A 24,737-nucleotide genomic window follows, 5' to 3' on the forward strand; every position below is an offset into this window, starting at 1 on the left:
TTAGGCCAGTTCGATGGCGATGGCCGTGGCTTCGCCGCCGCCTATGCACAGTGCCGCCACGCCCTTCTTGCCGCCGGTGCGTTTCAGCGCGCCGATCAGGGTGACGATGATACGGGCGCCCGAGGCGCCGATGGGGTGGCCCAGTGCGCAGGCGCCGCCGTGGATGTTGACCTTGTCGTGCGGGATGTCGAGGTCGCGCATGGCAGCCATAGGCACGGCAGCGAAGGCTTCGTTAATCTCGAACAGGTCGACGTCCTTGCTGGTCCAGCCGACTTTTTTGTAGAGTTTTTCCATCGCGCCGATCGGTGCGGTGGTGAACCAGTTCGGTTCCTGGGCAAAGGTGGCGTGGCCGTGGATGGTGGCCAGCACGGTAGCACCCAGCTTTTGCGCGGTCGAGGCGCGCATCAGCACCAGTGCTGCGGCGCCGTCGTTGATGGACGAGGACGAGGCAGCAGTGATGGTGCCGTCTTTCTTGAAGGCGGCGCGCAGGGTAGGAATCTTGTCGACCTTGGCTTTGAGCGGGCCTTCATCCTTGTCGATCACTACATCGCCGGCGCGGCTGCTGACGGTGACAGGCGCGATCTCCCAGTTGAAATAGCCTTCCTTGGTGGCGACCTGTGCGCGCTTGACGGATTCGATGGCGAAGTTGTCCTGCGCTTCGCGGGTAAATTCGTACTTGGCCGAGCACTCTTCAGCGAAAGTGCCCATGGAACGGCCTTCGCCGGTTTTTTCGTTACGCGAGTAGGCGTCTTCCAGACCGTCGTACATCATGTGGTCGAACAGCATGCCGTGGCCGATGCGGTAACCGCCGCGTGCCTTAGGCACCAGATACGGTGCGTTGGTCATGGATTCCATGCCGCCGGCGATCACCACGTCGGCGCTGCCGGCGACCAGCTGGTCGTGCGCGAAGATGGTCGCCTGCATGGCCGAGCCGCACATTTTCGATAGGGTGACGGCGCCGGTGGACATGGGCAGACCCGCTTTCAGCAGGGCCTGACGGGCCGGTGCCTGACCTTGGCCGGCCATCAGGCAGTTACCGAAATAGACGTGCTCGACCAGTTCGCCGGCGATGCCGGAACGTGCTACGGCGGCCTGGATGGCGACGGCGCCCAGGTCGTGTGCGCTCTTGCTGCTGAAATCGCCCTGGAAAGCACCCATAGGGGTACGGGCGGCGCCGACGATAACGATAGGATCATTCATTTTCTAGTGTCTCCATAAATGGCGGTGGGGTCACCGCCGGGGCTGAGGTGTGCTGATTGCAAAAACGGATGTGCTGCGGATACGGGAACACGTCTTCGACGATGCCCTGCTGTATGCGCTGCTTGCGGGCCTGCCACCATGCGGGCGTGAGCAGGTCGGCATGGTGTTTCATGAAGTAGTGGCGGATGCGCGGATTCCCCAGCAGGAAAGCGCCGAACTGTTCGGGGAACACGTCGGATTTGCCGATCGGGTACCACGGCTCGGAAGCCATTTCTTCTTCTTCCGTGCGGGCTTGCGGAATCGCACGGAACTGGCAGTCGGTGATGTATTCGATTTCATCGTAATCGTAGAACACCACGCGCTGGTGACGGGTGACGCCGAAGTTCTTGTACAGCATATCGCCGGGGAAGATGTTGGCCGCCACCAGCTCCTTGATGGCATTGCCGTATTCGATGATGCCGTGTTCGAGCTGGACTTCGTCGTGCTCTTTCTCGGCGTTGCCCAGCCAGATATTCAGCGGCACCATGCGCCGTTCGATGTACAGGTGCTTGATGATCAGCTGTTCGCCATCTTCTTCGACCAGCGATGGGGCGAAATGTTTCAGTTCGTCCACCAGAGCGTCGGTGAAGCGGTGACGGGGGAAGGCCACGTTGGAGTATTCCAGCGTGTCGGCCATGCGGCCCACACGGTCGTGGTGTTTCACCAGCAGGTATTTTTCCTTGATCAGCGCGCGCGAGGTCTCTTTCGGCGGCGGGAAGAAATCCTTGATCACCTTGAACACATACGGGAACGAGGGCAGGGCAAATACCAGCATCACCAGACCGCGGATACCGGGCGCGATTTCGAACTGGTCGGACGAATGCTTGAGGTGCTGCAGGTAGTCGCGGTAGAACAGCGTCTTGCCCTGCTTTTGCAGGCCGAGGATGGTGTAGATCTCGCTGCGCGGCTTGCGCGGCAGCAGCGAGCGCAGGAACTGCACATAGGCCGACGGCACTTCCATATCGACCAGGAAGTAGGCGCGCGTGAACGAGAACAGGATGGTGATCTGTTCATGGTCGAACAGCACCGTATCGAGCACCAGCTGGCCGTGGCGGTTGTGCAGTATCGGCACCACAAACGGGAACTCGCGGTTGCCGTTAATGCCTTTGCCGACGATGTAGGCGCCCTTGTTACGGAAGAACAGGCTAGACAGCACCTGGATCTGGTGATTCGGCTCCAGCCTGGCATTGCCGAAGATGGACTTCAGGCGGGCTTCCACCAGATCGACATCGCGGTTCAGATCGGCGAATTCGGCATTGAGCTGGAAGTTGGTGACGATGCGCTTGAGCGTGTAGTGCAGGCCGTCCGTGGCCGGGTAATACACGCGGTAGGTGGGCGCGATTTCTTCCGTCTCGATGTATTCGGTCGAGACGACAGGGCGGACGAAGATGAATTCGTTGTGGAAGTAGCTGCGGTGCAGGATGTTGCAGCAGACCGAGTTGAAGAAACTCTCGGCCAGCTCCGGCTGCTTGTGGTCGGATAGCATGCCGATAAAGTGCAGCTTGAGCTCGCGCCACACTTCATCCGTCAGTTCCGACTGTTCGTACTCGTCTTCCAGCATCTGCACGCATTCCTGCACGCGCTTGTCATAGAAGCCGATACGCTCGCGCGCGGCCTGTTGCGCCTCGCCCCACGCGCCCTGCTCGAAATGCAGCTTGGCCTGCTGGCTGGTCTGGCGGAACAGGCGGTAGTGCTTGTCGAAACCGTCGCGTATGGTGCGGGCAATGTCGAAAGCGATCTGCGAGCGCAGCAGCTTGGGAAATGCGGCCTGGGTCATAGCTAACCTTTATGTGCGTGTTCTAGTGTGCCGTCCCAGCTCACGCACATCCCCTGCTTACTTGGTTTCTGCGAACAGTTCGCGACCAATCAGCATGCGGCGGATTTCGCTGGTGCCGGCGCCGATCTCATACAATTTGGCGTCGCGCCACAGGCGGCCGACCGGATACTCGTTGATGTAGCCGTTGCCGCCCAGCGTCTGGATGGCTTCACCGGCCATCCAGGTTGCTTTCTCTGCGCTATACAAAATGGCTCCCGCTGCATCTTTACGCAGTTGGCGGACTGCTTCCGGGGTTGTGGCCCGGTCGCAAGCCTGACCGACGGCGTAGACATACGCTTTGCACGCCATCATGGTCGAGTACATATCTGCAATCTTACCCTGCATCAGCTGGAATTCGCCGATAGGCTGACCAAATTGCTGGCGATCGTGGATGTAGGGCACCACACTGTCCATGCAGGCCTGCATGATGCCGAGCGGGCCGCCGGACAGCACGGTGCGTTCGAAATCGAGGCCGGACATCAGCACGTTGACGCCCTTGCCCACTTCGCCCAGCACGTTTTCCAGCGGAACCTCGCAATCTTCGAACACCAGTTCGCCCGTGTGCGAACCGCGCATGCCCAGCTTGTCCAGTTTCTGCGCGATGGAGAAGCCTTTATAGCCTTTCTCGATCAGGAAAGCCGTCATGCCGCGCGGGCCGGCGGCCAGATCGGTTTTGGCGTAGACCACCAGCACATCGGCGTCGGGGCCGTTGGTGATCCACATTTTCGAGCCGTTCAGCACATAGCGGTCGCCCTTCAGGTCGGCACGCAGCTTCATGGAAACCACGTCGGAACCGGCGTTCGGCTCGGACATGGCCAGCGCGCCGATGTATTCGCCCGAAATCAGCTTGGGCAGGTATTTCTGTTTCTGCGCGGCGTTGCCGTTGCGCTTGATCTGGTTGACACACAGATTCGAGTGGGCGCCGTACGACAGGCCGACCGAGGCGGAGGCGCGGGAAATCTCTTCCATGGCGATGATGTGGGCCAGATAGCCCATGTTAGCGCCGCCGTATTCTTCGCCCACGGTAATGCCGAGCACGCCCAGATCGCCCATTTTGCGCCACAGGTCCATGGGGAACTGGTCGCTGCGGTCGATTTCGGCGGCACGTGGCGCGATTTCGGCGGCAGCAAACTGCTGCACTGCTTCGCGCAGGGCGGCGATATCTTCGCCGTGGTCAAAGGTCAGGCCGGGCAGATGGAGCATGTCATCCTCATTCTTCTGGTGGTATGGAACGGCACATGATACGCTCAAGTGACGTTTACGTAAACGTAACTTGCTAGTTTTTTGTGCAGCTTACTCGGGTTTGGCGGCAGGCGCGCCGATGGCGGCCAGCAGGCGCTTGCATTCGTCTTCGTGGGCGGTGATTTCGGCCAGCGACATTTCGATGTCTTCGCGCTGCTGTTCCAGCGTTTCGCGGTGCTGGGCCAGCACGCCGAGGAAGCGGTGCATCTGGGCTGCCGTATCTTTAGGCGTTTCGTACATGTCCACCAGACTCTTGATTTCCGAGAGCGACAGGCCGAGGCGTTTGCCGCGCAGCGTCAGTTTCAGCCGGGTGCGGTCGCGCGGCGTGTAGACGCGGTTGCGCCCGCCTGCGCCTTCGCGCGAGGGGCTGAGCAGGCCCTGGTCTTCGTAGAAGCGGATGGCGCGCGCGGTGATATCGAATTCACGGGCCAGTTCGGTAATGGTGTAGGTAGGCATTGGTCCTGTGCGCTAAAGTCTGATATAGCTGATGGGGTAACTGCGAATGTTTCCGTTTACGTCAACGTCAATCCCATTGTAGCCTGAACTGCAGGCCGAGGAGAAAAATTGAGCACTTCCGCTAGCCGCGCTGCCCTTGCCGCGGCACTGACCTACCCGCTGGGGGATACCGTGCCGGCTACCGGCACCGTGCAATGGCTGGCGCCCGGCGTGGGCTGGCTGCGCATGCCGCTGCCGTTTGCGCTCGACCATATCAATCTGTGGCTGCTGCGCGATGGCGCTGGCTGGACCATCGTCGATAGCGGCGTGGCTACGGCGGCCACGCAGGCGGCGTGGGAGCAGATCTTTGCCGATCAACTGCAAGGCCTGCCGGTGCGGCGCGTGCTGGCCACCCATAGCCATCCCGACCATATCGGTCTGGCCCACTGGCTGTGCCAGCGCTGGCAGGTGGCGCTATGGACCAGCGCGGGCGAATATGCGTTTGCGCGCATGATGTCGGCCGCCTTGCCCGGCGTGGATAATGCCGCCGCGGTGACGCACTTCCAGCGCCATGGCCTGCGCGATCCGGCGCTGCTGGAGCAGATGAGTGCGCGCAAGAATTACTATCCCTCGCTGGTGCCGGCCGTACCGGCCAGCTATACCCGCCTGCAGGATGGCCAGTTGCTGACGATAGGCGAGCGGGTCTGGCAGGTGGTGTGCGGCTATGGCCATTCGCCCGAGCATGTGGCCTTGTATTGCGAGAAAGATAAGCTGCTGATCGCGGGAGATATGCTGCTGCCGCGCATTTCCACCAATGTCTCCGTGTTTGCCGTCGAGCCGGAAGGCAATCCTTTGACCCGCTATCTTGAATCTTTGGATAAATTTGCCAAATGGCCAAATGATGTATTGGTTTTACCGTCGCACGGGCTGCCTTTCCGTGGCATGCCATTACGTATTTTGCAACTGCGCGAGCACCATCGCGAGCGTCTGGCCGAAGTGGTATTGGCCTGTCATACATACCAGTCGGCAGCGAGCATCGTGCCACTGATGTTCCGCCGTCCCCTCGATGCCCACCAGATGAGCTTTGCATTAGGGGAAGCCTTAGCCCACCTGCATGCCTTGTGGTATGACGGGGTGCTGCAGCGCGTCGCCGAAGCCGATGGCAGCCTACTTTTCCGGCTTGCGCAGGACTAGTGTGGCGTAGTGGCTAGCAGATGAAAATTCTTAGCGAATAATTTCTGGTTTTAAACTAAAATAAACCAAGAGCAGATGTTTCCATGAAAAAACATAAACCGAATTTTGTTCAGTTCAGGAATCTGGTGTTGGATTGGTATTAGATTGGGTAAATGTGTCGCTCGAATTCGCCAGATGTCACAAATCAGCCTGTCTCGGCATAGACTGACTTTCATGCCGCAACGTGAAATAGTGCCAATATGAATTCCTCAAATGAACGCGAAAGCTTTAGCCAGCGCCTCCAGCAGGCGCTGAAAAATGCCCACTACTCCCCCGACAGCCCCACCCGGCTCGCTCGGGAATTCAATATCCGTTTTGATGGCCGCCCCATCACGGTACACGCTGCCCGCAAATGGCTGGTCGGCGAAGCCATTCCTACCCAGGAAAAGTTGCGCATGATTGCACAGTGGCTGGGCGTACCGGCCGACTGGCTGCGCTTCGGCGGCGCCGAAAGTGATGCTCCGCAAGGAGATAGCGCTACCGGCCTGTCACGTTTCGAGTCGGCGGACGTCAAATTAATCGCAGATTTACAACGTCTGGACGAACATCATCGCCAGATTGCACGTGAATTTATCCGCATGCTGGTACGGGTTAACTACCAAAAGTAGTAAAAATCCGTAGTAGTACGGAGATAAGTTGACCGTTTGTGACTATTGGATGGCTTGTTCTCTGGTGAAACTAGTTTCACTGGCTAGCCAGTTTTTGTTCGGCATAGGCGCCCACTGTGGCGCCTTTTTTATTTTGTGAACTTCTGCGCAATGTCATGGTTTCGACATGGTTTTGAGGTACAGTGAGGTGTGCAGTCCGAGCAGTGTGTGCACGCAACAACTTCGCATCCACCTTATTCCGGGAGTTACGGTTTTGAGCCATCCGATGAATAGCAATTATAGTAATGTTGCGCAGTTGAAGGATCTGATGACCGCTCCGCCCATGACGGCGGCCCAGCATGCGGAAGTGATGCGCAAACGCATCGCCCATCGCCGCATGGTGGAAGAGGCACGCGAGCTGAAACGGCTCAGCGGCCAGTCGTACGACCAGCGCTAGCCGCCTGGCTGGCGACAGTGCCGGTGCTAGCGGCCTGCATGCCCTGCCAGCGCGGTGCAAGGCCGTGTTCGATCTGGAACAGGTCGAGCACGCGTGCCACCGTGTGGTCCACCATGTCAGCGATGCTGGCAGGCTGGTGATAGAAACTAGGCAGTGGCGGGAAGATGATGCCGCCCATTTCCGTGACGGCTGTCATATTGCGCAGGTGCGCCAGATTGAACGGCGTTTCGCGCACCATCAGCACGAGCCGGCGACGCTCCTTGAGCACCACATCGGCCGCGCGGGCAATCAGGTTATCGGCTAAGCCATGGGCCACGGAGGCCAGGGTTTTCATCGAGCAGGGGGCGATGATCATGCCATCGGACTGGAACGAGCCGCTGGCCACGCTGGCGCCGATGTCGCGCACCTTGTGCACCACATGGGCCAGCGCTTCCACCTCGCGCTTCTGCAGGCCGGTTTCCTGATGCAAAGTCAGGATGGCTGCGTCGGACAGGATCAGGTGGCTTTCGATGCCGGGGGCATCGCGTAAAAATTGCAGCAGACGCAAGCCATACACGGCGCCGGTGGCACCGGTAATGGCTACAACGATACGCCGCGGACGATCAGGCATCGAGCAGGGCTTTCAGCTCGCCCGATTCGTACATCTCGGTCATGATGTCCGAGCCGCCGATGAATTCACCGTTGACGTACAGCTGCGGAATGGTGGGCCAGTTCGAGTATTCCTTGATGCCCTGACGCACTTCCGGATCATCCAGCACGTTCACGGTTGCAATGTTTTCAACGCCGCAGGCTTTCAGAATCTGGATGGCACGGCCGGAAAAGCCGCATTGCGGGAACTGGGCAGTGCCCTTCATGAACAGCACCACTTTGGTGTTGCTCACAGTGTCTTTGATCCAGGTTTTTACGTCGTCGCTCATGGCTACCTCAGTGTAAAGATGTATTGAATCTCGATATTTTATAAGAAAATGCCCAAGGCCGTATTTTGCCTCAGGAGCGCAGCTTGGCGAAGGCGGCGGCCATGCTGCCGCCCAGCGGTTCGGCTTTGGCCGTCTGCTTGCTATGCTGGCCCATGCTGCGGCGGTCATTGCGGTCGGCACGCTGCTGCGGGTTGCTGCCCGCCACAGGGGCGCTGTCGCTCAGGCGCATGGTCAGGGCGATACGTTTGCGCTTGGCATCGACTTCCAGCACTTTGACTTTCACCACCTGCCCGGCTTTGACCACGGTGTGCGGGTCTTTGACGAAGCTGTTCGACAGCGCGGAAATGTGTACCAGACCATCCTGATGCACGCCGATATCGACAAACGCGCCGAACGCTGCCACATTGGTGACCACGCCTTCGAGGATCATGTCGGGACGCAGGTCGCTGATTTCTTCCACGCCGTCCTTGAAAGTGGCGGTGGTGAACTCGGGACGGGGATCGCGCCCCGGTTTTTCCAGTTCCTTCAGGATGTCGCTAATGGTCGGCACACCGAACTGTGCGTCGGCATATTTGGCCGGCTGCAGTGTCTTGATCAGGCTGGTTTCACCGATCACGGCCTTGATGTCCTTGTTAATGTCGCGCAGGATTTTTTCCACCAGCGGGTAGGATTCCGGGTGCACGGCGGAGGCGTCGAGCGGGTTTTCGCCGCCCATCACGCGCAGGAAGCCGGCCGCCTGTTCGAAGGTCTTGTCACCGAGACGGGGTACGGCTTTCAGCGCGGCGCGGTTAGGGAAAGCGCCCTTGGCATCGCGGTAGTTGACGATGGCTTGCGCCACCGAGGCGGACAGGCCGGACACCCGCGTCAGCAGGGGCACCGAGGCCGTGTTGACGTCGACCCCTACCGCATTCACGCAATCTTCCACCACGGCATCAAGACTGCGCGCCAGCTGGGTTTGCGACACATCGTGCTGGTACTGGCCCACACCGATCGATTTCGGATCGATTTTCACCAGTTCGGCCAGCGGGTCCTGCAGGCGGCGCGCAATCGAGACGGCGCCGCGCAGCGACACATCCATCTCCGGCAGTTCGCGCGAAGCGAATTCCGACGCCGAGTACACCGACGCCCCCGCTTCCGACACGACGATCTTGTTCATTTTCTGTTCCGGATACAGCTTGATCAGTTCCTGCGCCAGCTTATCCGTTTCGCGCGAGGCCGTGCCGTTACCGATGGAAATCAGCGACACCTTGTGCTTGATGGCCAGCTGGCCCAGCGTATGCAGCGATCCGTGCCAGTCGTTTTTCGGCTGGTGCGGGTAGATCACGGCCGTATCGACCACCTTGCCGGTGGCATCGACCACGGCCACTTTGACGCCCGTGCGCAAGCCCGGGTCCAGCCCCATGGTGGCGCGCTGGCCAGCCGGTGCCGCCAGCAGCAGGGCTTTCAGATTGGTGGCGAACACATTGATGGCCGACTGTTCGGCCGCTTCGCGCAGCGCGCCCATCAGTTCGGTTTCCAGATGCATGAAGCTCTTCACGCGCCAGGTCCAGCGCGCCGTGTCGCACAGCCATTTGTCGGCAGGACGGCCCGCCTGTCTGATGCCGAAACGGGCCGCAATCCGGCTTTCGCAGGGGTTGTGCGGCGCATCCCATTTCGGTTTTTCCGGCTCGGAGTCCAGCCGCAGGGTCACGTCCAGCATGCCTTCGCGGCGGCCGCGCAGCAGGGCCAGCGCGCGGTGCGAGGGAATGCTGCTGAGGTTTTCCGTGTAATCGAAGTAGTCGGCGAATTTTTCGCCTTCTTCCTGCTTGCCCTCGACGACCCTGGATTCAACAATACCGTGCTCCTGCACATATTCGCGCAAGGATTGCAGCAGGGTAGCGTCTTCGGCAAAGCGCTCCATCAGTATCTGGCGCGCGCCATCGAGCGCGGCCTTGTTGTCGGCCACGCCGGGATTGTTGCCGTCGGCCGACTCGAACGGTGCGCGCAGGTATTTGCCCGCTTCCGCTTCCGGATCCAGTGCAGGATTGCCCAGCAGGCTTTCGGCCAGCGGCGCCAGCCCCGCTTCGATGGCGATCTGGGCCTTGGTGCGGCGTTTCGGCTTGTAGGGCAGGTACAGGTCTTCCAGCCGGGTCTTGTCTTCGGCGTGCATGACGGCCTCGAGCAGTTCCGGCGTCATCTTGTTCTGCTCGGTAATCGAGGCAATGATGGCGGCGCGGCGGTCTTCCAGCTCGCGCAGATAGCGCAGCCGCTCTTCCAGCAGGCGCAACTGGGTATCGTCCAGTCCGCCCGTCACTTCCTTACGGTAGCGGGCAATAAACGGCACGGTGGCGCCTTCGTCGAGCAGGGCGACGGCGGCGGCAACTTGCGGGGCTTTGCAGTTGAGTTCAGTGGCGAGACGTTGTTCTATGGTAGGCAGCATGGACGGTATTCCTCAGCAATCAAGCTCGGAATGATACGCAATCGGCGCGAATCTGCCAGTCTTGACAGCCGGTGGTCTGTGTGTACCCGTTGCGTGCAGGGCGCATGAGCGCACGAAAAATGGGGAAATATGAAGAATCCGCAAACATAAAAGCGTGTATGGCGGATAATATCGCCTGTTGCTGTTTTTGAACCATCTTTGACCAACAATGCGACCCATGGATTTAACCCGCGACGACGCCCCTGCTGCTCCCGCTGCACCTGCGCGCCCTGCGCCGCCTGCGAATCAATTGTCGTACGCTGTCGCCACCTGGCTGCAGCGGGTGGATGCGGCAGCGCATCCCAAGGCCAAACTGCATACCCCGCCGCCGGAAGCGGACCCCAAGCTGTCTGCCCATAAACTGATTTATGTGATGGCGCCCACCAGCGGCGGCCGTCATGTGGCGCTGTGCCTGTACAAGGCGCGCCTGAAGCCGAATGGCGATGTCGCTGCGGCCAGTCCGGTGAGCGAAATTTTTTCGCTGCTGTCGGCCCCGCCCAGCTTTTTGTCGCCCGGCGACGAAGACCTGATCCGTTTCTTTGTGGCCATGCGCAGTGGCGCCAGCTCGCAGACGGGCTCGGCAACTGAACCGCGCGGCAAGATCGGTGCGGCCCTGCTGGCGATGCTGGCCGAGCAGGATAAATTGCTTTGGGCAAACTCGTGGGCCGATGTGGGTAATGGTCTGGTCTACCCGCTCAAAGGCGGGGTGATGCGCGAGGCGCATCTGGCATGGCGCGAAGAAGGCAAGGGGCTGCGGCTGGGCTGGCAGGTGCAGGCGCCGCCCAATGCGCGTCATAGCGGCGCCGATCAGGTCGACTACATGCTGCCGACCGATCCGCCTTGGTATATCGACAATCTGTCCTGTGGCGTGCTGCAGCTGAATCAGGGCGGCGCCCAGATTCCGCTGGCCGATCTGCAGGCGCTCGTGGCGCAAGCCCCGTTGCTGACCAATAACGAAAAGCTGCGCGTATCGCAGCTGCTGCTGGCGCACGGCCTGCAGCAGCTGATGCCGCTGCCGCAACCTTTGCCGCAGCGCCTGCGTGACGATGTGTTGCCGCGTGCCGTGCTGACGCTGGACGCCGCCATGCTGGCCGATGGTTCCATCCAGCGCTGGCATGATTTTGCCGTGCTGTCGTTCGACTACGATGGCGAGCGGGTATCGTTCGACCCGTCCCAGCGTGTGGTGCGGCAGAAGGGCGACGTGACGGAAATTATCCAGCGTAACGAAACGGCGGAAGCAGCGGCGCTGGCCTTGCTGCAGGAACGCCAGTTTGTGGCGCCGGCTACCTTGCCGCTGAGCAGCGTCAAAGGTGGATTATTGCTGCCATCGCAAGCCGAGTGGATACGTTTTGGCCGCGACGGCATCGCTGATCTGCGTGCAGCGGGCTGGAAGATCGAAAAAACCACCAAATACCGCTACGACCTGACGGAAGTGGGCGACTGGTTTGCCGAAGTGGAGCAGGACCCGGCCGATGGCGGCCATGCGTGGTTCGAGCTGGAACTGGGCATTAATGTAGAACAGGAACGGGTGTCGCTGCTGCCGCTGCTGGTCCAGCTGATCCGCAATGCGCCCAACGATTTCGCGCCGAAAGTCATCGCCCAGCATGGCGATGAAGACCAGATGCTGGCCGTGCTGGCCGATGGCCGCCGCGTAGCGCTGCCATGGGCGCGCGTGCGGCCTATCCTGAATACGCTGGGCGAGCTGTATTTCAGCGACAAGATCAAGCCTACCCTGCGCATGACCAGCCTCGATGCCGCCCGTCTGGACGAGCTGGCCCGTTCGGTGGACATGGCGTGGACCGGTGGCGATGAGCTGCGCGAAATGGGCGCCCGTCTGAACCAGTTCGGCTCGATCAAGCGTATCGCCACGCCGGCCGGCCTGCAGGCGACCCTGCGCGACTACCAGACGGACGGTCTGTCGTGGATGCAGTTCCTGCGCGAATACGGCTTTGCTGGCATCCTGGCCGACGACATGGGCTTGGGCAAGACCGTGCAGACGCTGGCCCACATTCTGGTGGAAAAAGAAGCCGGCCGTCTGACGGCGCCCGCGCTGGTGATTGCGCCGACCAGCCTGATGGGCAACTGGCAGGAAGAGGCGGCCCGCTTCGCGCCCAGTCTGCGCGTGCTGCTGTTGCAGGGCAAGGAGCGTATGGGCCAGTTCGACCAGATCGCCGAAGCCGATCTGGTGCTGACCACCTACGCGCTGCTGCCGCGCGACGAGGAAAAGCTGCGCGAGCATGATTTCCATCTGGTCATCCTCGACGAATCGCACTACATCAAGAATACCCGCAGCAAGGCAGCCCAGAGCGCCGGCCTGCTGAAAGCCCGTCACCGCCTGTGCCTGTCCGGCACGCCGCTGGAAAACCATCTGGGCGAGCTGTGGTCGCAGTTCCACTTCCTGCTGCCGGGCTTGCTGGGCGATGAAAAAGGCTTCAACACGGTATTCCGCCATCCGATCGAACGGCAGGACGACCCGCTGCGGCGCGCTCTGCTGAACCGCCGCATCAAGCCTTTCCTGCTGCGTCGGACCAAGGACCATGTGGCCAAGGAATTGCCGCCGAAGACGGAAATGGTGCGCAAGGTGGAACTCACGGGTGCCCAGCGCGACCTGTACGAAACCGTGCGGCTGGCGATGGACCAGAAAGTGCGCGAGGAAATCGACCGCAAGGGCGTGGCGCGCAGCCAGATCGTGATACTGGAAGCGCTGCTCAAGCTGCGTCAGGTGTGCTGCGATCCCCGTCTGGTGAAATCGCTGAGCGGCAAGAAAGCGGCTGCACCGTCGGCCAAGCTGGTCGATCTGATGCAGATGGTGGAAGACCTGCTGGAAGAAAAACGCAAGATTCTGGTGTTCTCGCAGTTCACCAGCATGCTCGAACTGATACAGGAAGAACTCGAAGAACGCGATATTCCGTATGCGCTGCTGACCGGCGATACCAAGGACCGTAGCGCGCAGGTAGCAGCGTTCCAGCAGGGCGCCGTGCCGATCTTCCTGATCAGCCTGAAAGCGGGCGGTGTGGGCCTGAACCTGACGGCGGCCGATACCGTGATCCACTACGATCCGTGGTGGAATCCGGCAGCGGAAAATCAGGCCACCGACCGGGCCTGGCGTATCGGTCAGGACAAGCCGGTGTTTGTCTACAAGCTGATCGCCAAAGGCACGCTGGAAGAGAAGATACAGCTGCTGCAGCAGAAAAAATCCGATCTGGCCCAGTCGATACTGGCCGAAGGCGAGTCGCAGAAGATGGCGCTGACACAGGAAGACCTGCAGCAGATTTTTGCACCGCTGGTGGAATAATGAACGGCCGCGCCGAACTGGAAGCCGCTCTGGCGGCAGCGCAGGCCGAGCTGCAGCGCTGCCGCGAATGGCTGGCCTACAGCGAGGAAGCCAGTTTTATTGCCGATGCAGGGGGCCTGATCTGGCTGAGTCCGGCCTGCGAGCGGCAGTTCGGCTACACGCTGGCCGGCGCGCAGGCGCTGGCCGCACCGCTGCTGGCAGCCCTGCCGGTCCGGCTGGCCCGCTATGCAGACGGCGACGTTACGCGCTGGCAGGTGCGGCGCGCGCTGCAGTTGTCGCATGCCGATGGTCATCTGCTGTCGCTGGAAATCATCACCACCCTGATGCCGGAAGCTGACGGTAGGCTGCGGCGCATCCATGGCATCGTGCGCGACATGACCGAGGCGCAGGCGCTAGCGGTGCAGCAGAAGCAGTTCACTTCCATGCTGTCGCACGAATTCCGCACGCCGCTGGCGGTGATCGATGGCGCTGCGCAGTTGCTGGAAATGACGGGCAAAGATCACGATGAAAGCACGCGCAAGCGCTACCGCAAGATCCAGACGGCAGCCGACCGTCTGCTGGCGCTGGTGGACGAACATCTGACACCCCAGCGCATGGCGGCTATCGGCCGCGAGCGCCATCCCGATCAGGTAGCGCCAGCCAGTCTGCTGCAGGCGGCCGTTCAGCAGGCCGGCAGCCGGCGCGCCAGTCTGACGCTGGCGCTGGGGAATCTGCCGGCGCAGCTGCGCTGCGACCCGGCTGGCCTGCGGCTATGCCTTGATATACTGCTCGATAACGCCATCAAGTACACGCCGGCGGAGTCTGCCATCGAAGTGAGCGGCCGTATGGCGGCAGGCGGTGGACTGGAAATGCTGGTGCGCGACCATGGCGGCGGCGTGGCCGAGGCTGAACTGGGTCAGATTTTCCAGAAAGCGTATCGCGGAAACAACGCTGCCCATGTGGCTGGTTCAGGTTTAGGTTTGTACATGGCTGGCGCAGTAATCGAGGTTCATGGTGGTATGCTGACAGCGCGTTATGCTGAAGGCGGGGGCATGGAATTCCGTATTTGGTTGCCAATTGCTAGTGAAGCAGGGAAAGTTCTTGCTTAGTAAGGTTGCAGCAGTGATAATTCCTTAACGCAAGCCATTCTGGCAGGGCGGGGCTGGGCACGTTGCTCGGATTTAGAATTCATGGCGCATCAATGACGCAGATACTCATCGTAGAAGACAATCTGGACTATGCCGAGGAAATGGCAGAGTTTCTGGTTGAGCTCAAGCATGAGGTACGTATCACCAATAGTGCCAGCGAAATGTGGTCGGCCCTGAGCCAGGGCAATGTCGGCGTGGTCGTGCTCGATCTGGGCCTGCCCGACGAAGACGGTTTTAACGTGATTCCCCGCATGCGCCAGCTGTACCCGCAGATCGGCCTGCTGGTGCTGACGGGCCGGGTGGCCTTCGATAACCGCATACTGGGTCTGCGCCTGGGCGCTGACCACTATCTGACCAAACCCATCAAATTCCCTGAGCTGGCAGCCCATATCGAGGCGCTCAATCGCCGTGTGGGGCCGCAGGAAGCGGCTCCGGTGCTGAGCAAATGGACCTTGCGCGTCAGTGCGCGCCAGCTGGAGCTGGAAGGCAGCAAGATCACGCTGACGGAAAAAGAATGCAATTTCCTCCATCTGCTGACCATCAATACCCGTCCCGTGCCGCGTCAGGTGATCGTGGCCGGCATAGGCGGCGATGATCCTGATGCAGGGCGCCGGGTCGATATGCTGGTCTACCGCCTGCGCAAGAAAGCGCGCACGGGTCTGGGGCAGGATCTGCCGCTGCGCAGCGCCTATGGCGAAGGCTACAGCCTGTCCGCCAGCTTCAATCTTTCCTGATTTAATTTCCCCCATCCCTTGCATTAAAATAGGGACAGAGTCGGTCGATTTTTTACATTTCGAAAAATAATCGGGGACAGAGTGCGGTAGAATCGTTGCATACCCACTCTGGAGCACCCGTTTATGGCCCGTTTACCGCGCCTGATTGTGCCCGGCCAGCCTCACCATGTGATTCAGACCGGCAATAACGATCAACTGATATTCCGCGACACGGACGACTACCAGACTTTTCTGGGCTGGCTGCGCACGGCGGCAAAGAATTACAAGGTGGCCATCCATGCCTATGTGCTGATGCCTAATCACCTGCATCTGCTGGCCACGCCGGCCGATGATCAGGGACTGGGGCAGATGATGCAGTGGATAGGCCGCTACTACGTGCCCTACTTCAACCAGAAATACGGCCGTAGCGGCACGCTGTGGAATGGCCGCTACAAGACGTCGCTGATCGATGCCGAGCAATATTTCATGGCCACCTGCCGCTATATCGAGTTCAACCCGGTGCGCAACGGCATGGTGGCGCGGGCGCAGGATTACCCCTGGTCCAGCTTCGGCCACCATGCGGGCTTGCGTGCCGATGGCCTGATTATCGACCACGCCCGTTTCTGGCAGCTGGGCAATACGCCGTTCGAGCGCGAAGCGGCTTATCTGGCCCTGTCCGAACCGGCCCTGAGCGCGCAAGAGGTGGCGCATATCTCCAAAGCCCTGCTGAAAGGCTGGCCGCTGGGCTCGGAACAGTTCCAGCTGACCCTGCAGCAGCGCGTGAAGCGGCAGGTACTGCCGGCGAAACGGGGGCGGCCATTCAAGGTTCGAGCAGAAGCGGAAAATCCCGAATAATTCCAGAGCAGACACCGCCAGCACCAAGTAAACCACCACGGGACATGTAATTACGTGGTTTTTTATTTGCCCACACCACTCTGTCCCTAATTAATTTTTTCGGCATCTTTTAAAAAATTAATTCGACTCCGACCCTAATTGTTCTTGTTGAGTTTTCTGCTGCATTGCACTACTCTAGTTTTTCGTTAGTCAAATTGCAGTGGAGAACTCATGAAAGCCCAAGGTCTGTACGATCCGTCCAATGAACATGACGCCTGTGGCGTCGGTTTCGTCGCCCATATCAAGGGCAATAAGAGCCACTCCATTGTGGAACAGGGTCTGCTGATCCTGAAGAACCTCGATCACCGGGGTGCCGTGGGCGCGGACGCGCTGATGGGCGACGGCGCCGGTATCCTGATCCAGATTCCCGACCAGTACTACCGCGACGAGATGGCCAAGCAGGGCGTGGAACTGCCGCCTCCGGGCGAATACGGCGTGGGCATGGTGTTCCTGCCGAAAGAAAACGCTTCGCGCATCGCCTGCGAACAGGAAATCGAGCGCGCCGTGCGTGCCGAAGGTCAGGTTGTACTGGGCTGGCGCAATGTGCCGGTCGACAGCGACATGCCGATGTCGCCCACCGTGCGCGCGAAAGAGCCGGTGATCCGCCAGATCTTCATCGGCCGTGGCGCCGACATCATGGTGACCGATGCGCTGGAACGCAAACTGTACGTGATCCGTAAATCCTCGGGCCACGCCATCCAGGCGTTGAAACTGATCCACGGTAAAGAATTCTTCGTGGCCTCGATGTCGGCCCGTACCATCGTCTACAAAGGCCTGCTGCTGGCCGATCAGGTAGGCGTGTACTACAAAGACCTGCAGGATGCGCGCTGCATCTCGGCACTGGCACTGGTGCACCAGCGTTTCTCCACCAATACTTTCCCCGAGTGGCCGCTGGCTCACCCCTACCGTCTGCTGGCCCACAACGGCGAGATCAACACCGTTAAAGGCAACTTCAACTGGATGCGCGCCCGCGAAGGCGTGATGAAATCGGCCGTGCTGGGCGACGACCTGGCCAAGCTGTTCCCGCTGATTTACGAAGGCCAGTCCGACACCGCCTGCTTCGACAACGCGCTGGAACTGCTGCTGATGGCAGGCTATCCGATTGCCCAGGCCATGATGATGATGATTCCGGAAGCGTGGGAAAACCACGGCACCATGGATGACAACCGTCGCGCCTTCTACGAATACCACGCTGCCATGATGGAACCATGGGACGGCCCGGCCGCCATGGCCTTCACCGATGGCCGCTACATCGGCGGTACGCTGGACCGTAACGGTCTGCGCCCTGCCCGCTACATCGTCACCGACGACGATCTGGTGGTGATGGCGTCGGAATCGGGCGTGCTGCCGATACCGGAATCGAAAATCATCCAGAAATGGCGTCTGCAGCCGGGCAAGATGTTCCTGATCGATCTGGAAGCAGGCCGCATCATCGACGACAAGGAACTCAAAGACACCTACGCCAACGCCAAGCCTTACAAGGCATGGATTAACGCCGTGCGTATCAAGCTCAACGAAATCAAGCTGAGCGAAAGCCAGCTGGCCGTCAACCGCGTCAAGTACAGCGCCGCGCCGGGCGAAAAAGCCGTGGCTTCCGTGCTGGATCGCCAGCAGGCCTTCGGCTATACCCAGGAAGACCTGAAATTCGTGCTGGCGCCTATGGCGACCAACGGCGAAGAAGCCACCGGTTCGATGGGTAATGACTCGCCGCTGGCGGTCATGTCCAACAAGCTCAAGCCGCTGTACAACTACTTCAAGCAGCTGTTTGCCCAGGTCACCAACCCGCCTATCGATCCGATCCGCGAGGCGATGGTGATGTCGCTGGTGTCCTTCATCGGCCCGAAACCTAATCTGCTCGATACCAACAACGTCAACCCGCCTATGCGTCTCGAAGTGTCGCAGCCGGTGCTGGGCTTCGACGATATGGCACGTCTGCGCGGCATCAGCCAGCACACGGGCGGCAAGTTCAAATCGTATGAACTGAATATCTGCTATCCGCTGGCATGGGGCAAGGAAGGCGTGGAAGCCTGCCTCGCATCGCTGTGCGCCGAAGCCGTGGACGCCGTCAAATCGGGCCACAACATCCTGATCGTGACCGACCGTTCGGTGGCCGCTGACCGCGTGGCCATTCCGGCCCTGCTGGCCACGTCCACCATCCACCAGCATCTGGTGAGCAAAGGCCTGCGCGCTTCCACCGGTCTGGTGGTGGAAACCGGTTCGGCCCGCGAAACCCACCACTTCGCCCTGCTGGCCGGCTATGGCGCCGAAGCCATCCACCCGTATCTGGCGATGGAAACTCTGGCCGAAATGGCGCCGGGTCTGCCGGGCGACGTGAGCGCCGAACAAGCCGTCTACAACTACACCAAAGCCATCGGCAAAGGCCTGATGAAGGTGATGTCGAAGATGGGCATCTCCACCTATATGTCCTACTGCGGCGCGCAGATCTTCGAAGCCGTCGGTCTGAACAAATCGCTGGTGAACAAATACTTCCGCGGCACCGCCTCCAACGTAGAAGGCATCGGTGTGTTCGAAGTGGCGGAAGAAGCCCTGCGCCTGCACCATCTGGCCTTCGGCAACGACCCTGTGCTGGCCGATAAGCTGGACGCCGGCGGCGAATACGCCTTCCGCGTGCGCGGTGAAGACCACCTGTGGACGCCGGATGCCATCGCCAAGCTGCAGCATTCGACCCGTAGCAACAACTACAACAGCTACAAGGAATACGCCCAGATCATCAATGATCAGAGCAAGCGCCACCTGACCCTGCGCGGCCTGTTCGAGTTCAAGATCGATCCGAGCAAAGCCATTCCGCTGGACGAAGTGGAACCGGCCAAGGAAATCGTCAAGCGTTTCGCGACCGGCGCCATGTCGATGGGTTCCATCTCGACCGAAGCCCACGCGACGCTGGCCGTGGCCATGAACCGTATCGGCGGCAAGTCGAACACGGGCGAAGGCGGCGAAGATCCATCGCGTTACACCATGGATCTGAAAGGCATCAAGATCAAGCAGGGCGAAACCATGGCCAGCGTGATGGGCAAAGAGCAGATGGTGGTCGACATTCCGCTGCAGGAAGGCGACTCGCTGCGTTCGCGCATCAAGCAGGTGGCTTCGGGCCGCTTCGGTGTGACCGCTGCCTACCTGAACTCCGCTGACCAGATCCAGATCAAGATGGCACAGGGCGCCAAGCCCGGCGAAGGCGGCCAGCTGCCCGGCCACAAAGTGTCGGAATACATCGCTACCCTGCGCTTCTCCGTGCCGGGCGTAGGTCTGATCTCGCCGCCGCCGCACCACGACATCTACTCGATCGAAGATCTGGCCCAGCTGATCCACGATCTGAAGAACGCCAATCCGCGTGCTTCGATTTCCGTCAAGCTGGTATCGGAAGTCGGTATCGGTACCGTGGCCGCTGGTGTGACCAAGGCCAAGGCTGACCACGTGGTGGTGGCCGGTCATGACGGCGGTACCGGTGCTTCGCCGCTGTCGTCGGTGAAACACGCTGGTACGCCATGGGAACTGGGTCTGGCTGAAACCCAGCAGACGCTGGTACTGAACGGCCTGCGTAGCCGTATCCGCGTGCAGGCCGATGGCCAGATGCGTACCGGTCGCGACGTCGTCATCGCCGCCATGCTGGGCGCCGACGAAATCGGCTTCGCTACCGCACCGCTGGTGGTGGAAGGCTGCATCATGATGCGCAAGTGCCACCTGAACACCTGCCCGGTCGGCGTAGCGACGCAGGATCCGGTACTGCGCGCCAAGTTCTCCGGCAAGCCGGAGTATGTGGTCAACTACTTCTTCTTCGTAGCCGAAGAAGCCCGCCAGCTGATGGCGCAACTGGGTATCCGTACCTACGACGAACTGATCGGCCGCGTTGATCTGCTGGACAAATCGAAAGCCATCTCGCACTGGAAAGCGCAAGGTCTGGACTTCAGCAGCATCTTCTACGCACCGCAAGTGCCGAACGGCGATGCGATCTATCACACGATGGAGCAGGATCACGGTCTGGACAAGGCGCTCGATCACAAGCTGATCGCGCAGGCCAAGGCGGCGCTGGAAAAAGGCGAGCGCGTTTCCTTCATCTCGCCGGTGAAAAACCTGAACCGCACCGTCGGCACCATGCTGTCGGGCGAAGTGGCCAAGCGCTACGGCCACGCCGGTCTGCCGGACGACACCATCCACATCCAGCTGCAAGGTACGGCTGGCCAGTCGGCCTGTGCCTTCCTGGCGCACGGCATCACCATCGATCTGGTGGGCGAGGGTAACGACTACGTGGGTAAAGGCCTGTCGGGCGGCCGCATCATCGTGCGTCCGAACACGGAATTCCGTGGCTGGGCAGTGAACAACATCATCATCGGTAACACCGTGCTGTACGGCGCGATCGCCGGTGAAGCCTTCTTCAACGGCGTGGCCGGCGAGCGTTTTGCCGTGCGTAACTCGGGCGCTACCGCCATCGTCGAAGGCACGGGCGACCACGGTTGCGAATACATGACCGGCGGTACGGTGGTGGTACTGGGCAGCACGGGGCGTAACTTCGCAGCCGGCATGTCGGGCGGCGTGGCCTATGTGTACGATCCGGACGGCGATTTCGCCAGCCGCTGCAACACCTCCATGGTGTCGCTGGAGCCGGTGCTGTCGGCCAAGGAGCAGGATGCGCATGCTGCCACCTTCCACATCCAGCACAAGGATACGGGCCGCGAAGCAGATGAAGTGATCCTCAAGCGTCTGATCGAGCGCCACTTCAAGCATACGGGCAGTACCCGTGCCCGCCTGTTGCTGGATAACTGGGCAGAAGGCCGCAGCAAATTCGTCAAGGTGTTCCCGAACGAATACAAACGGGCGCTGGCTGAAATGGCCGAGCTGGCCGCCGCGCAACCGATTGCTGCCTAAGAAACCGGCACTGAGACAGAACATATTTAAGGAACTATCGTGGGTAAAATCACCGGCTTTATGGAATTCCAGCGTCAGGACGAAGGCTATCTGCCACCTGCCACGCGCCTGAAAAACTATTCCGAATTCGTCATTCCGCTGACCAAGGAACAAGCCACCATCCAGGGCGCACGCTGCATGGATTGCGGCATCCCGTTCTGCAACAACGGCTGCCCGGTCAACAACATCATCCCTGACTGGAATGATCTGGTGTATCGCGGTAACTACCGCGAAGCGCTGGAAACCCTGCATTCGACCAATAACTTCCCCGAGTTCACCGGCCGTATCTGCCCGGCACCGTGCGAAGCGGCCTGTACGCTGGGCATCCATGAAGCACCGGTGGGCATCAAGTCGATCGAACACAAGATCATCGACGAAGGCTGGGAACATGGCTGGGTGACGCCGCAGGTGGCGGAAGTCAAGACGGGCAAGAAAGTGGCCGTGGTCGGCTCCGGTCCTGCCGGTCTGGCCGCTGCCCAGCAGCTGGCACGCGCCGGTCATGCCGTGACGGTGTTCGAAAAGAGCGACCGCGTGGGTGGTCTGCTGCGTTACGGCATTCCTGACTTCAAGCTGGAAAAATCGCATATCGACCGCCGCATCGAGCAGATGCAGGCCGAAGGCGTGGTGTTCCGCACCAGTGTGCTGGTCGGTAAGGACTTCCCTGCCAACGTCAACAACTGGGCCAAGGAAACCATCTTCCCCGAAGATCTGGAAAAAGACTACGACGCCGTGGTGCTGGCTGGCGGTGCCGAGCAGCCGCGCGATCTGCCTGTGCCGGGCCGCGAACTGAAGGGCGTGCACTTCGCCATGGACTTCCTGCCGCTGCAGAACAAGGTCAATGCCGGCGACAAGGTCAAAGACCAGATCAAGGCGACCGGCAAGCATGTGGTGGTGATCGGCGGCGGCGACACGGGTTCTGACTGCGTGGGTACCTCCAACCGCCATGGTGCCGCTTCGGTGACCCAGTTCGAACTGATGCCTATGCCGCCTGAGCAGGAAAACAAGCCGCTGGTCTGGCCTTACTGGCCCACCAAGCTGCGCACTTCCTCGTCGCACGACGAAGGCTGCTCGCGCGACTGGGCAGTGGCCACCAAGCGTCTGGAAGGCAAAGGCGGCAAAGTCGAGAAGCTGATCGCCTGCCGCGTGGAATGGAAAGACGGCAAGATGACGGAAGTCGAAGGTTCCGAGTTCGAAATGAAAGCCGATCTGGTGCTGCTGGCCATGGGCTTTGTGTCGCCAGTGGCCAACGTGCTGGAAGCCTTCGGTGTGGACAAAGATGCACGTGGTAACGCCAAAGCCAGTACCGATGGCAACGGCTGCTACCAGACCAACGTGCCTAAAGTATTTGCCGCCGGCGACGTCCGCCGTGGCCAGTCGCTGGTGGTGTGGGCGATCCGCGAGGGTCGTCAGTGCGCCCGTGCGGTGGACGAGTTCCTGATGGGTAGTTCGGTACTGCCGCGCTAATTAGCCGATCATTACCGCTTCGTTCCCACCGGTGGTGTACGGGTGATCCCCGCAGCCACCGGTTTTTTTTATTCTGCGCTGGTCTATTCAACAATATTCCGTGCGCTCGAACGTCGGCACAGGGCGGCTGGCGCCAGCTTTAGTGCAGTGCAGCAATGTAACATTTGATGTCATGTGTAAATTGCTGACTGGGGATTCATTAATGTTGTATTATCTGCCATTTGGTGGGCCTCGCCAGCCTGTTCAGGGGTGCGTCAGCAGACTTACTCCTTTCTGAACTACAATACGGCATTAAAAACAATGAGTTCTGACGTGTCCAATCTTGTCGAAATCCGTGATTTACACTTTGCATACGGGAAGCGCGCGATCTTGTCGGGCCTGCAGATGGACTTCCCGCGTGGAAAAGTGGTGGCCGTCATGGGCGGCTCCGGCAGCGGCAAGACCACGGTACTGCGCCTGATCGGCGGCCAGTTGCGGCCCCAGCGCGGCCATGTCAAAGTGCACGGTCAGATCGTGCATCAGTTAAATACTGCCGGTCTGTATCTGCTGCGCCGCAAAATGGGCATGCTGTTCCAGCATGGCGCCCTGTTTACCGACCTGACCGTATTCGAGAATGTGGCGTTCCCGCTGCGCGAGCATACCGATCTGCCGGAAGAATTGATCCGCAATCTGGTGCTGATGAAGCTGCACGCGGTAGGGCTGCGTAATGCGGCCAAACTGAAACCGGGCGAGATTTCCGGTGGTATGGCGCGCCGTGTGGCGCTGGCCCGTTCCATCGCGCTCGATCCGGAACTGATTATGTATGACGAACCGTTTGCCGGTCTGGACCCGATCTCGATGGGCGTCACCGCCAATCTGATCCGCAACCTGAATACGGCGCTCGGTTCCACCACGGTGCTGGTGTCGCACGATGTCAAAGAGTGCTTCGCCATCGCTGATTATGTTTATTTCTTATCCCAAGGCAAGATCGTCGCCCATGGCACGCCGGACGAAATGATGGTGTCGACCGATCCGTACGTGAAGCAGTTCGTCAATGCCGAGGCCGATGGTCCGGTGCCCTTCCACTACCCCGGCAAATCGCTGGCCGATGATCTGGGTCTGGGAGCACAGGCATGAGAATACGCAACGGTTTATCCAGATTAGGCGCTACCCTGCGCGACTTCATCGAGAGCATAGGCTACGGCGCCCGCACTTTTCTGAATGTGCTGAAAGTGTCGCCTGGCCTGCTCAAGCGGCCTGGCCTGATCATCGAGCAGCTGCACTTTATCGGCAACTATTCGATGCTGATCATTACCCTGTCTGGCCTGTTCGTCGGCATGGTGCTGGGTCTGCAGGGCTATTACACGCTGAATAAATACGGTGCGGAACAGTCGCTGGGCCTGCTGGTAGCACTGGGCCTGAGCCGCGAACTGGGCCCCGTGATTACGGCGCTGCTGTTTGCCGGCCGTGCCGGTACCTCGCTGACGGCCGAAATCGGCCTGATGAAAGCGGGCGAGCAGCTGTCGGCCATGGAGATGATGGCGGTTAACCCTATCCAGCGCGTGCTGGCGCCGCGCTTCTGGGCCGGCGTGATTTCCGTGCCGCTGCTCGCTTCCGTGTTCAGCGCGGTGGGCGTGTTCGGCGGCTATCTGGTCGGCGTGCAGCTGATCGGGGTCGATAACGGCGCGTTCTGGTCGCAGATGCAGGATGGCGTCGATATCTGGAAAGATATCTACAACGGTTTCGCCAAGAGCGTGGTGTTCGGCATTGCCATCACTTTTATCGCGCTGTATCAGGGCTACGAGGCCCAGCCTACGCCGGAAGATGTGGCCCGTGCCACTACCCGTACGGTGGTGATCTCGTCGCTGATGATCTGGTGGCTGGATTTCATGATGACGGCGCTGATGTTCAGCAAATAAGCGGCGTAAGTATCGCTGCGCGCAAACAAGATAATGTAACGA

At 60.3% G+C, this 24,737-nt stretch carries 18 protein-coding genes; 11 read left to right on the top strand and 7 right to left on the bottom strand.

Translation table 11 applies throughout. The annotated features are described in order from the left end of the window. From GTP27_RS19400 to GTP27_RS19415, 4 genes are all read right to left on the bottom strand, one after another. The gene (locus GTP27_RS19400; protein WP_161040789.1) at positions 1 to 1,200 is read right to left on the bottom strand and encodes an acetyl-CoA C-acyltransferase; all 1,200 of its coding nucleotides are present in this window, start codon (positions 1,198 to 1,200) and stop codon (positions 1 to 3) included. Then, positions 1,193 to 3,016, bottom strand: coding sequence for a bifunctional isocitrate dehydrogenase kinase/phosphatase (gene aceK / locus GTP27_RS19405; RefSeq protein WP_161040790.1), 1,824 nt, complete (start codon positions 3,014 to 3,016; stop codon positions 1,193 to 1,195). Before aceK ends, GTP27_RS19400 begins: the two co-directional genes overlap by 8 nt. A gap of 57 nt (positions 3,017 to 3,073) precedes the next feature. Then, positions 3,074 to 4,258: an isovaleryl-CoA dehydrogenase gene (locus GTP27_RS19410; RefSeq protein ID WP_161040791.1), complete on the bottom strand. Its 1,185-nt coding sequence runs from the start codon at positions 4,256 to 4,258 to the stop codon at positions 3,074 to 3,076. A gap of 90 nt (positions 4,259 to 4,348) precedes the next feature. Beyond that, positions 4,349 to 4,753, bottom strand: coding sequence for a MerR family transcriptional regulator (locus tag GTP27_RS19415; protein ID WP_155435718.1), 405 nt, complete (start codon positions 4,751 to 4,753; stop codon positions 4,349 to 4,351). Positions 4,754 to 4,861: 108 nt separating this feature from the next. Here GTP27_RS19415 and GTP27_RS19420 point away from each other — a divergent pair, with 108 nt between their 5' ends. The 3 genes from GTP27_RS19420 (at position 4,862) to GTP27_RS24080 (ending at position 7,009) form a co-directional block, all read left to right on the top strand. Then, positions 4,862 to 5,926, top strand: coding sequence for an MBL fold metallo-hydrolase (locus GTP27_RS19420; protein WP_161040792.1), 1,065 nt, complete (start codon positions 4,862 to 4,864; stop codon positions 5,924 to 5,926). Between the two features lie 239 nt (positions 5,927 to 6,165). Further along, the gene (locus GTP27_RS19425; RefSeq protein WP_161040793.1) at positions 6,166 to 6,573 is read left to right on the top strand and encodes a hypothetical protein; all 408 of its coding nucleotides are present in this window, start codon (positions 6,166 to 6,168) and stop codon (positions 6,571 to 6,573) included. Positions 6,574 to 6,880: 307 nt separating this feature from the next. Further along, entirely contained in the window at positions 6,881 to 7,009 is a 129-nt protein-coding gene (locus GTP27_RS24080; protein ID WP_286173270.1) for a hypothetical protein, read from the top strand. Here the strand turns inward: GTP27_RS24080 and GTP27_RS19430 are convergent. From GTP27_RS19430 to GTP27_RS19440, 3 genes are all read right to left on the bottom strand, one after another. Further along, positions 6,981 to 7,619, bottom strand: a complete 639-nt coding sequence (locus GTP27_RS19430; protein WP_161040794.1) for a UbiX family flavin prenyltransferase — start codon at positions 7,617 to 7,619, stop codon at positions 6,981 to 6,983. The genes GTP27_RS24080 and GTP27_RS19430 overlap by 29 nt on opposite strands. Further along, positions 7,612 to 7,926: a Grx4 family monothiol glutaredoxin gene (gene grxD, locus GTP27_RS19435; protein WP_161040795.1), complete on the bottom strand. Its 315-nt coding sequence runs from the start codon at positions 7,924 to 7,926 to the stop codon at positions 7,612 to 7,614. Before grxD ends, GTP27_RS19430 begins: the two co-directional genes overlap by 8 nt. 70 nt (positions 7,927 to 7,996) lie before the next feature. Beyond that, a complete protein-coding gene (locus tag GTP27_RS19440) occupies positions 7,997 to 10,345 on the bottom strand; it encodes a Tex family protein (RefSeq protein WP_161040796.1) in 2,349 nt (782 codons plus the stop codon). 217 nt (positions 10,346 to 10,562) lie between these two features. Between GTP27_RS19440 and GTP27_RS19445 the strand changes: the two genes are divergently transcribed. From GTP27_RS19445 to mlaE, 8 genes are all read left to right on the top strand, one after another. Then, positions 10,563 to 13,679 carry a DEAD/DEAH box helicase gene (locus GTP27_RS19445; RefSeq protein WP_161040797.1) on the top strand — a complete coding sequence of 1,039 codons (3,117 nt, stop codon included), beginning with the start codon at positions 10,563 to 10,565 and terminating at the stop codon, positions 13,677 to 13,679. Then, the gene (locus GTP27_RS19450; RefSeq protein WP_161040798.1) at positions 13,679 to 14,767 is read left to right on the top strand and encodes a PAS domain-containing sensor histidine kinase; all 1,089 of its coding nucleotides are present in this window, start codon (positions 13,679 to 13,681) and stop codon (positions 14,765 to 14,767) included. The genes GTP27_RS19445 and GTP27_RS19450 overlap by 1 nt, the downstream gene beginning before the upstream one ends. A gap of 92 nt (positions 14,768 to 14,859) precedes the next feature. Beyond that, positions 14,860 to 15,540 (top strand): response regulator transcription factor, encoded by a 681-nt coding sequence (locus GTP27_RS19455; protein ID WP_161040799.1) that lies wholly within the window; start codon positions 14,860 to 14,862, stop codon positions 15,538 to 15,540. A gap of 123 nt (positions 15,541 to 15,663) precedes the next feature. After that, complete coding sequence (locus GTP27_RS19460) at positions 15,664 to 16,374, top strand: REP-associated tyrosine transposase (RefSeq protein ID WP_161040800.1); 711 nt, start codon at positions 15,664 to 15,666, stop codon at positions 16,372 to 16,374. 210 nt (positions 16,375 to 16,584) lie between these two features. Next, a complete protein-coding gene (locus tag GTP27_RS19465) occupies positions 16,585 to 21,294 on the top strand; it encodes a glutamate synthase-related protein (protein WP_161040801.1) in 4,710 nt (1,569 codons plus the stop codon). Between the two features lie 39 nt (positions 21,295 to 21,333). Beyond that, complete coding sequence (locus GTP27_RS19470; protein ID WP_161040802.1) at positions 21,334 to 22,797, top strand: glutamate synthase subunit beta; 1,464 nt, start codon at positions 21,334 to 21,336, stop codon at positions 22,795 to 22,797. Positions 22,798 to 23,109: 312 nt separating this feature from the next. Then, positions 23,110 to 23,913 carry an ABC transporter ATP-binding protein gene (locus GTP27_RS19475; RefSeq protein WP_161040803.1) on the top strand — a complete coding sequence of 268 codons (804 nt, stop codon included), beginning with the start codon at positions 23,110 to 23,112 and terminating at the stop codon, positions 23,911 to 23,913. Then, on the top strand, positions 23,910 to 24,695 hold the full coding sequence (gene mlaE, locus GTP27_RS19480; protein WP_161040804.1) for a lipid asymmetry maintenance ABC transporter permease subunit MlaE: 786 nt from the start codon (positions 23,910 to 23,912) through the stop codon (positions 24,693 to 24,695). Before GTP27_RS19475 ends, mlaE begins: the two co-directional genes overlap by 4 nt. Positions 24,696 to 24,737: the final 42 nt, after the last annotated feature.

Source organism: Duganella qianjiadongensis (genome assembly GCF_009857915.1).
GTDB lineage: Bacteria > Pseudomonadota > Gammaproteobacteria > Burkholderiales > Burkholderiaceae_D > Rugamonas > Rugamonas qianjiadongensis.

Coding starts and splice junctions, on each gene's coding strand:
- GTP27_RS19400 (WP_161040789.1), bottom strand. CDS start 1,200: ATGAATGATCCTATCGTTATCGTCGGCGCCGCCCGTACCCCTATGGGT.
- aceK (WP_161040790.1), bottom strand. CDS start 3,016: ATGACCCAGGCCGCATTTCCCAAGCTGCTGCGCTCGCAGATCGCTTTC.
- GTP27_RS19410 (WP_161040791.1), bottom strand. CDS start 4,258: ATGCTCCATCTGCCCGGCCTGACCTTTGACCACGGCGAAGATATCGCC.
- GTP27_RS19415 (WP_155435718.1), bottom strand. CDS start 4,753: ATGCCTACCTACACCATTACCGAACTGGCCCGTGAATTCGATATCACC.
- GTP27_RS19425 (WP_161040793.1), top strand. CDS start 6,166: ATGAATTCCTCAAATGAACGCGAAAGCTTTAGCCAGCGCCTCCAGCAG.
- GTP27_RS24080 (WP_286173270.1), top strand. CDS start 6,881: ATGACCGCTCCGCCCATGACGGCGGCCCAGCATGCGGAAGTGATGCGC.
- GTP27_RS19430 (WP_161040794.1), bottom strand. CDS start 7,619: ATGCCTGATCGTCCGCGGCGTATCGTTGTAGCCATTACCGGTGCCACC.
- grxD (WP_161040795.1), bottom strand. CDS start 7,926: ATGAGCGACGACGTAAAAACCTGGATCAAAGACACTGTGAGCAACACC.
- GTP27_RS19440 (WP_161040796.1), bottom strand. CDS start 10,345: ATGCTGCCTACCATAGAACAACGTCTCGCCACTGAACTCAACTGCAAA.
- GTP27_RS19445 (WP_161040797.1), top strand. CDS start 10,563: ATGGATTTAACCCGCGACGACGCCCCTGCTGCTCCCGCTGCACCTGCG.
- GTP27_RS19450 (WP_161040798.1), top strand. CDS start 13,679: ATGAACGGCCGCGCCGAACTGGAAGCCGCTCTGGCGGCAGCGCAGGCC.
- GTP27_RS19455 (WP_161040799.1), top strand. CDS start 14,860: ATGACGCAGATACTCATCGTAGAAGACAATCTGGACTATGCCGAGGAA.
- GTP27_RS19460 (WP_161040800.1), top strand. CDS start 15,664: ATGGCCCGTTTACCGCGCCTGATTGTGCCCGGCCAGCCTCACCATGTG.
- GTP27_RS19465 (WP_161040801.1), top strand. CDS start 16,585: ATGAAAGCCCAAGGTCTGTACGATCCGTCCAATGAACATGACGCCTGT.
- mlaE (WP_161040804.1), top strand. CDS start 23,910: ATGAGAATACGCAACGGTTTATCCAGATTAGGCGCTACCCTGCGCGAC.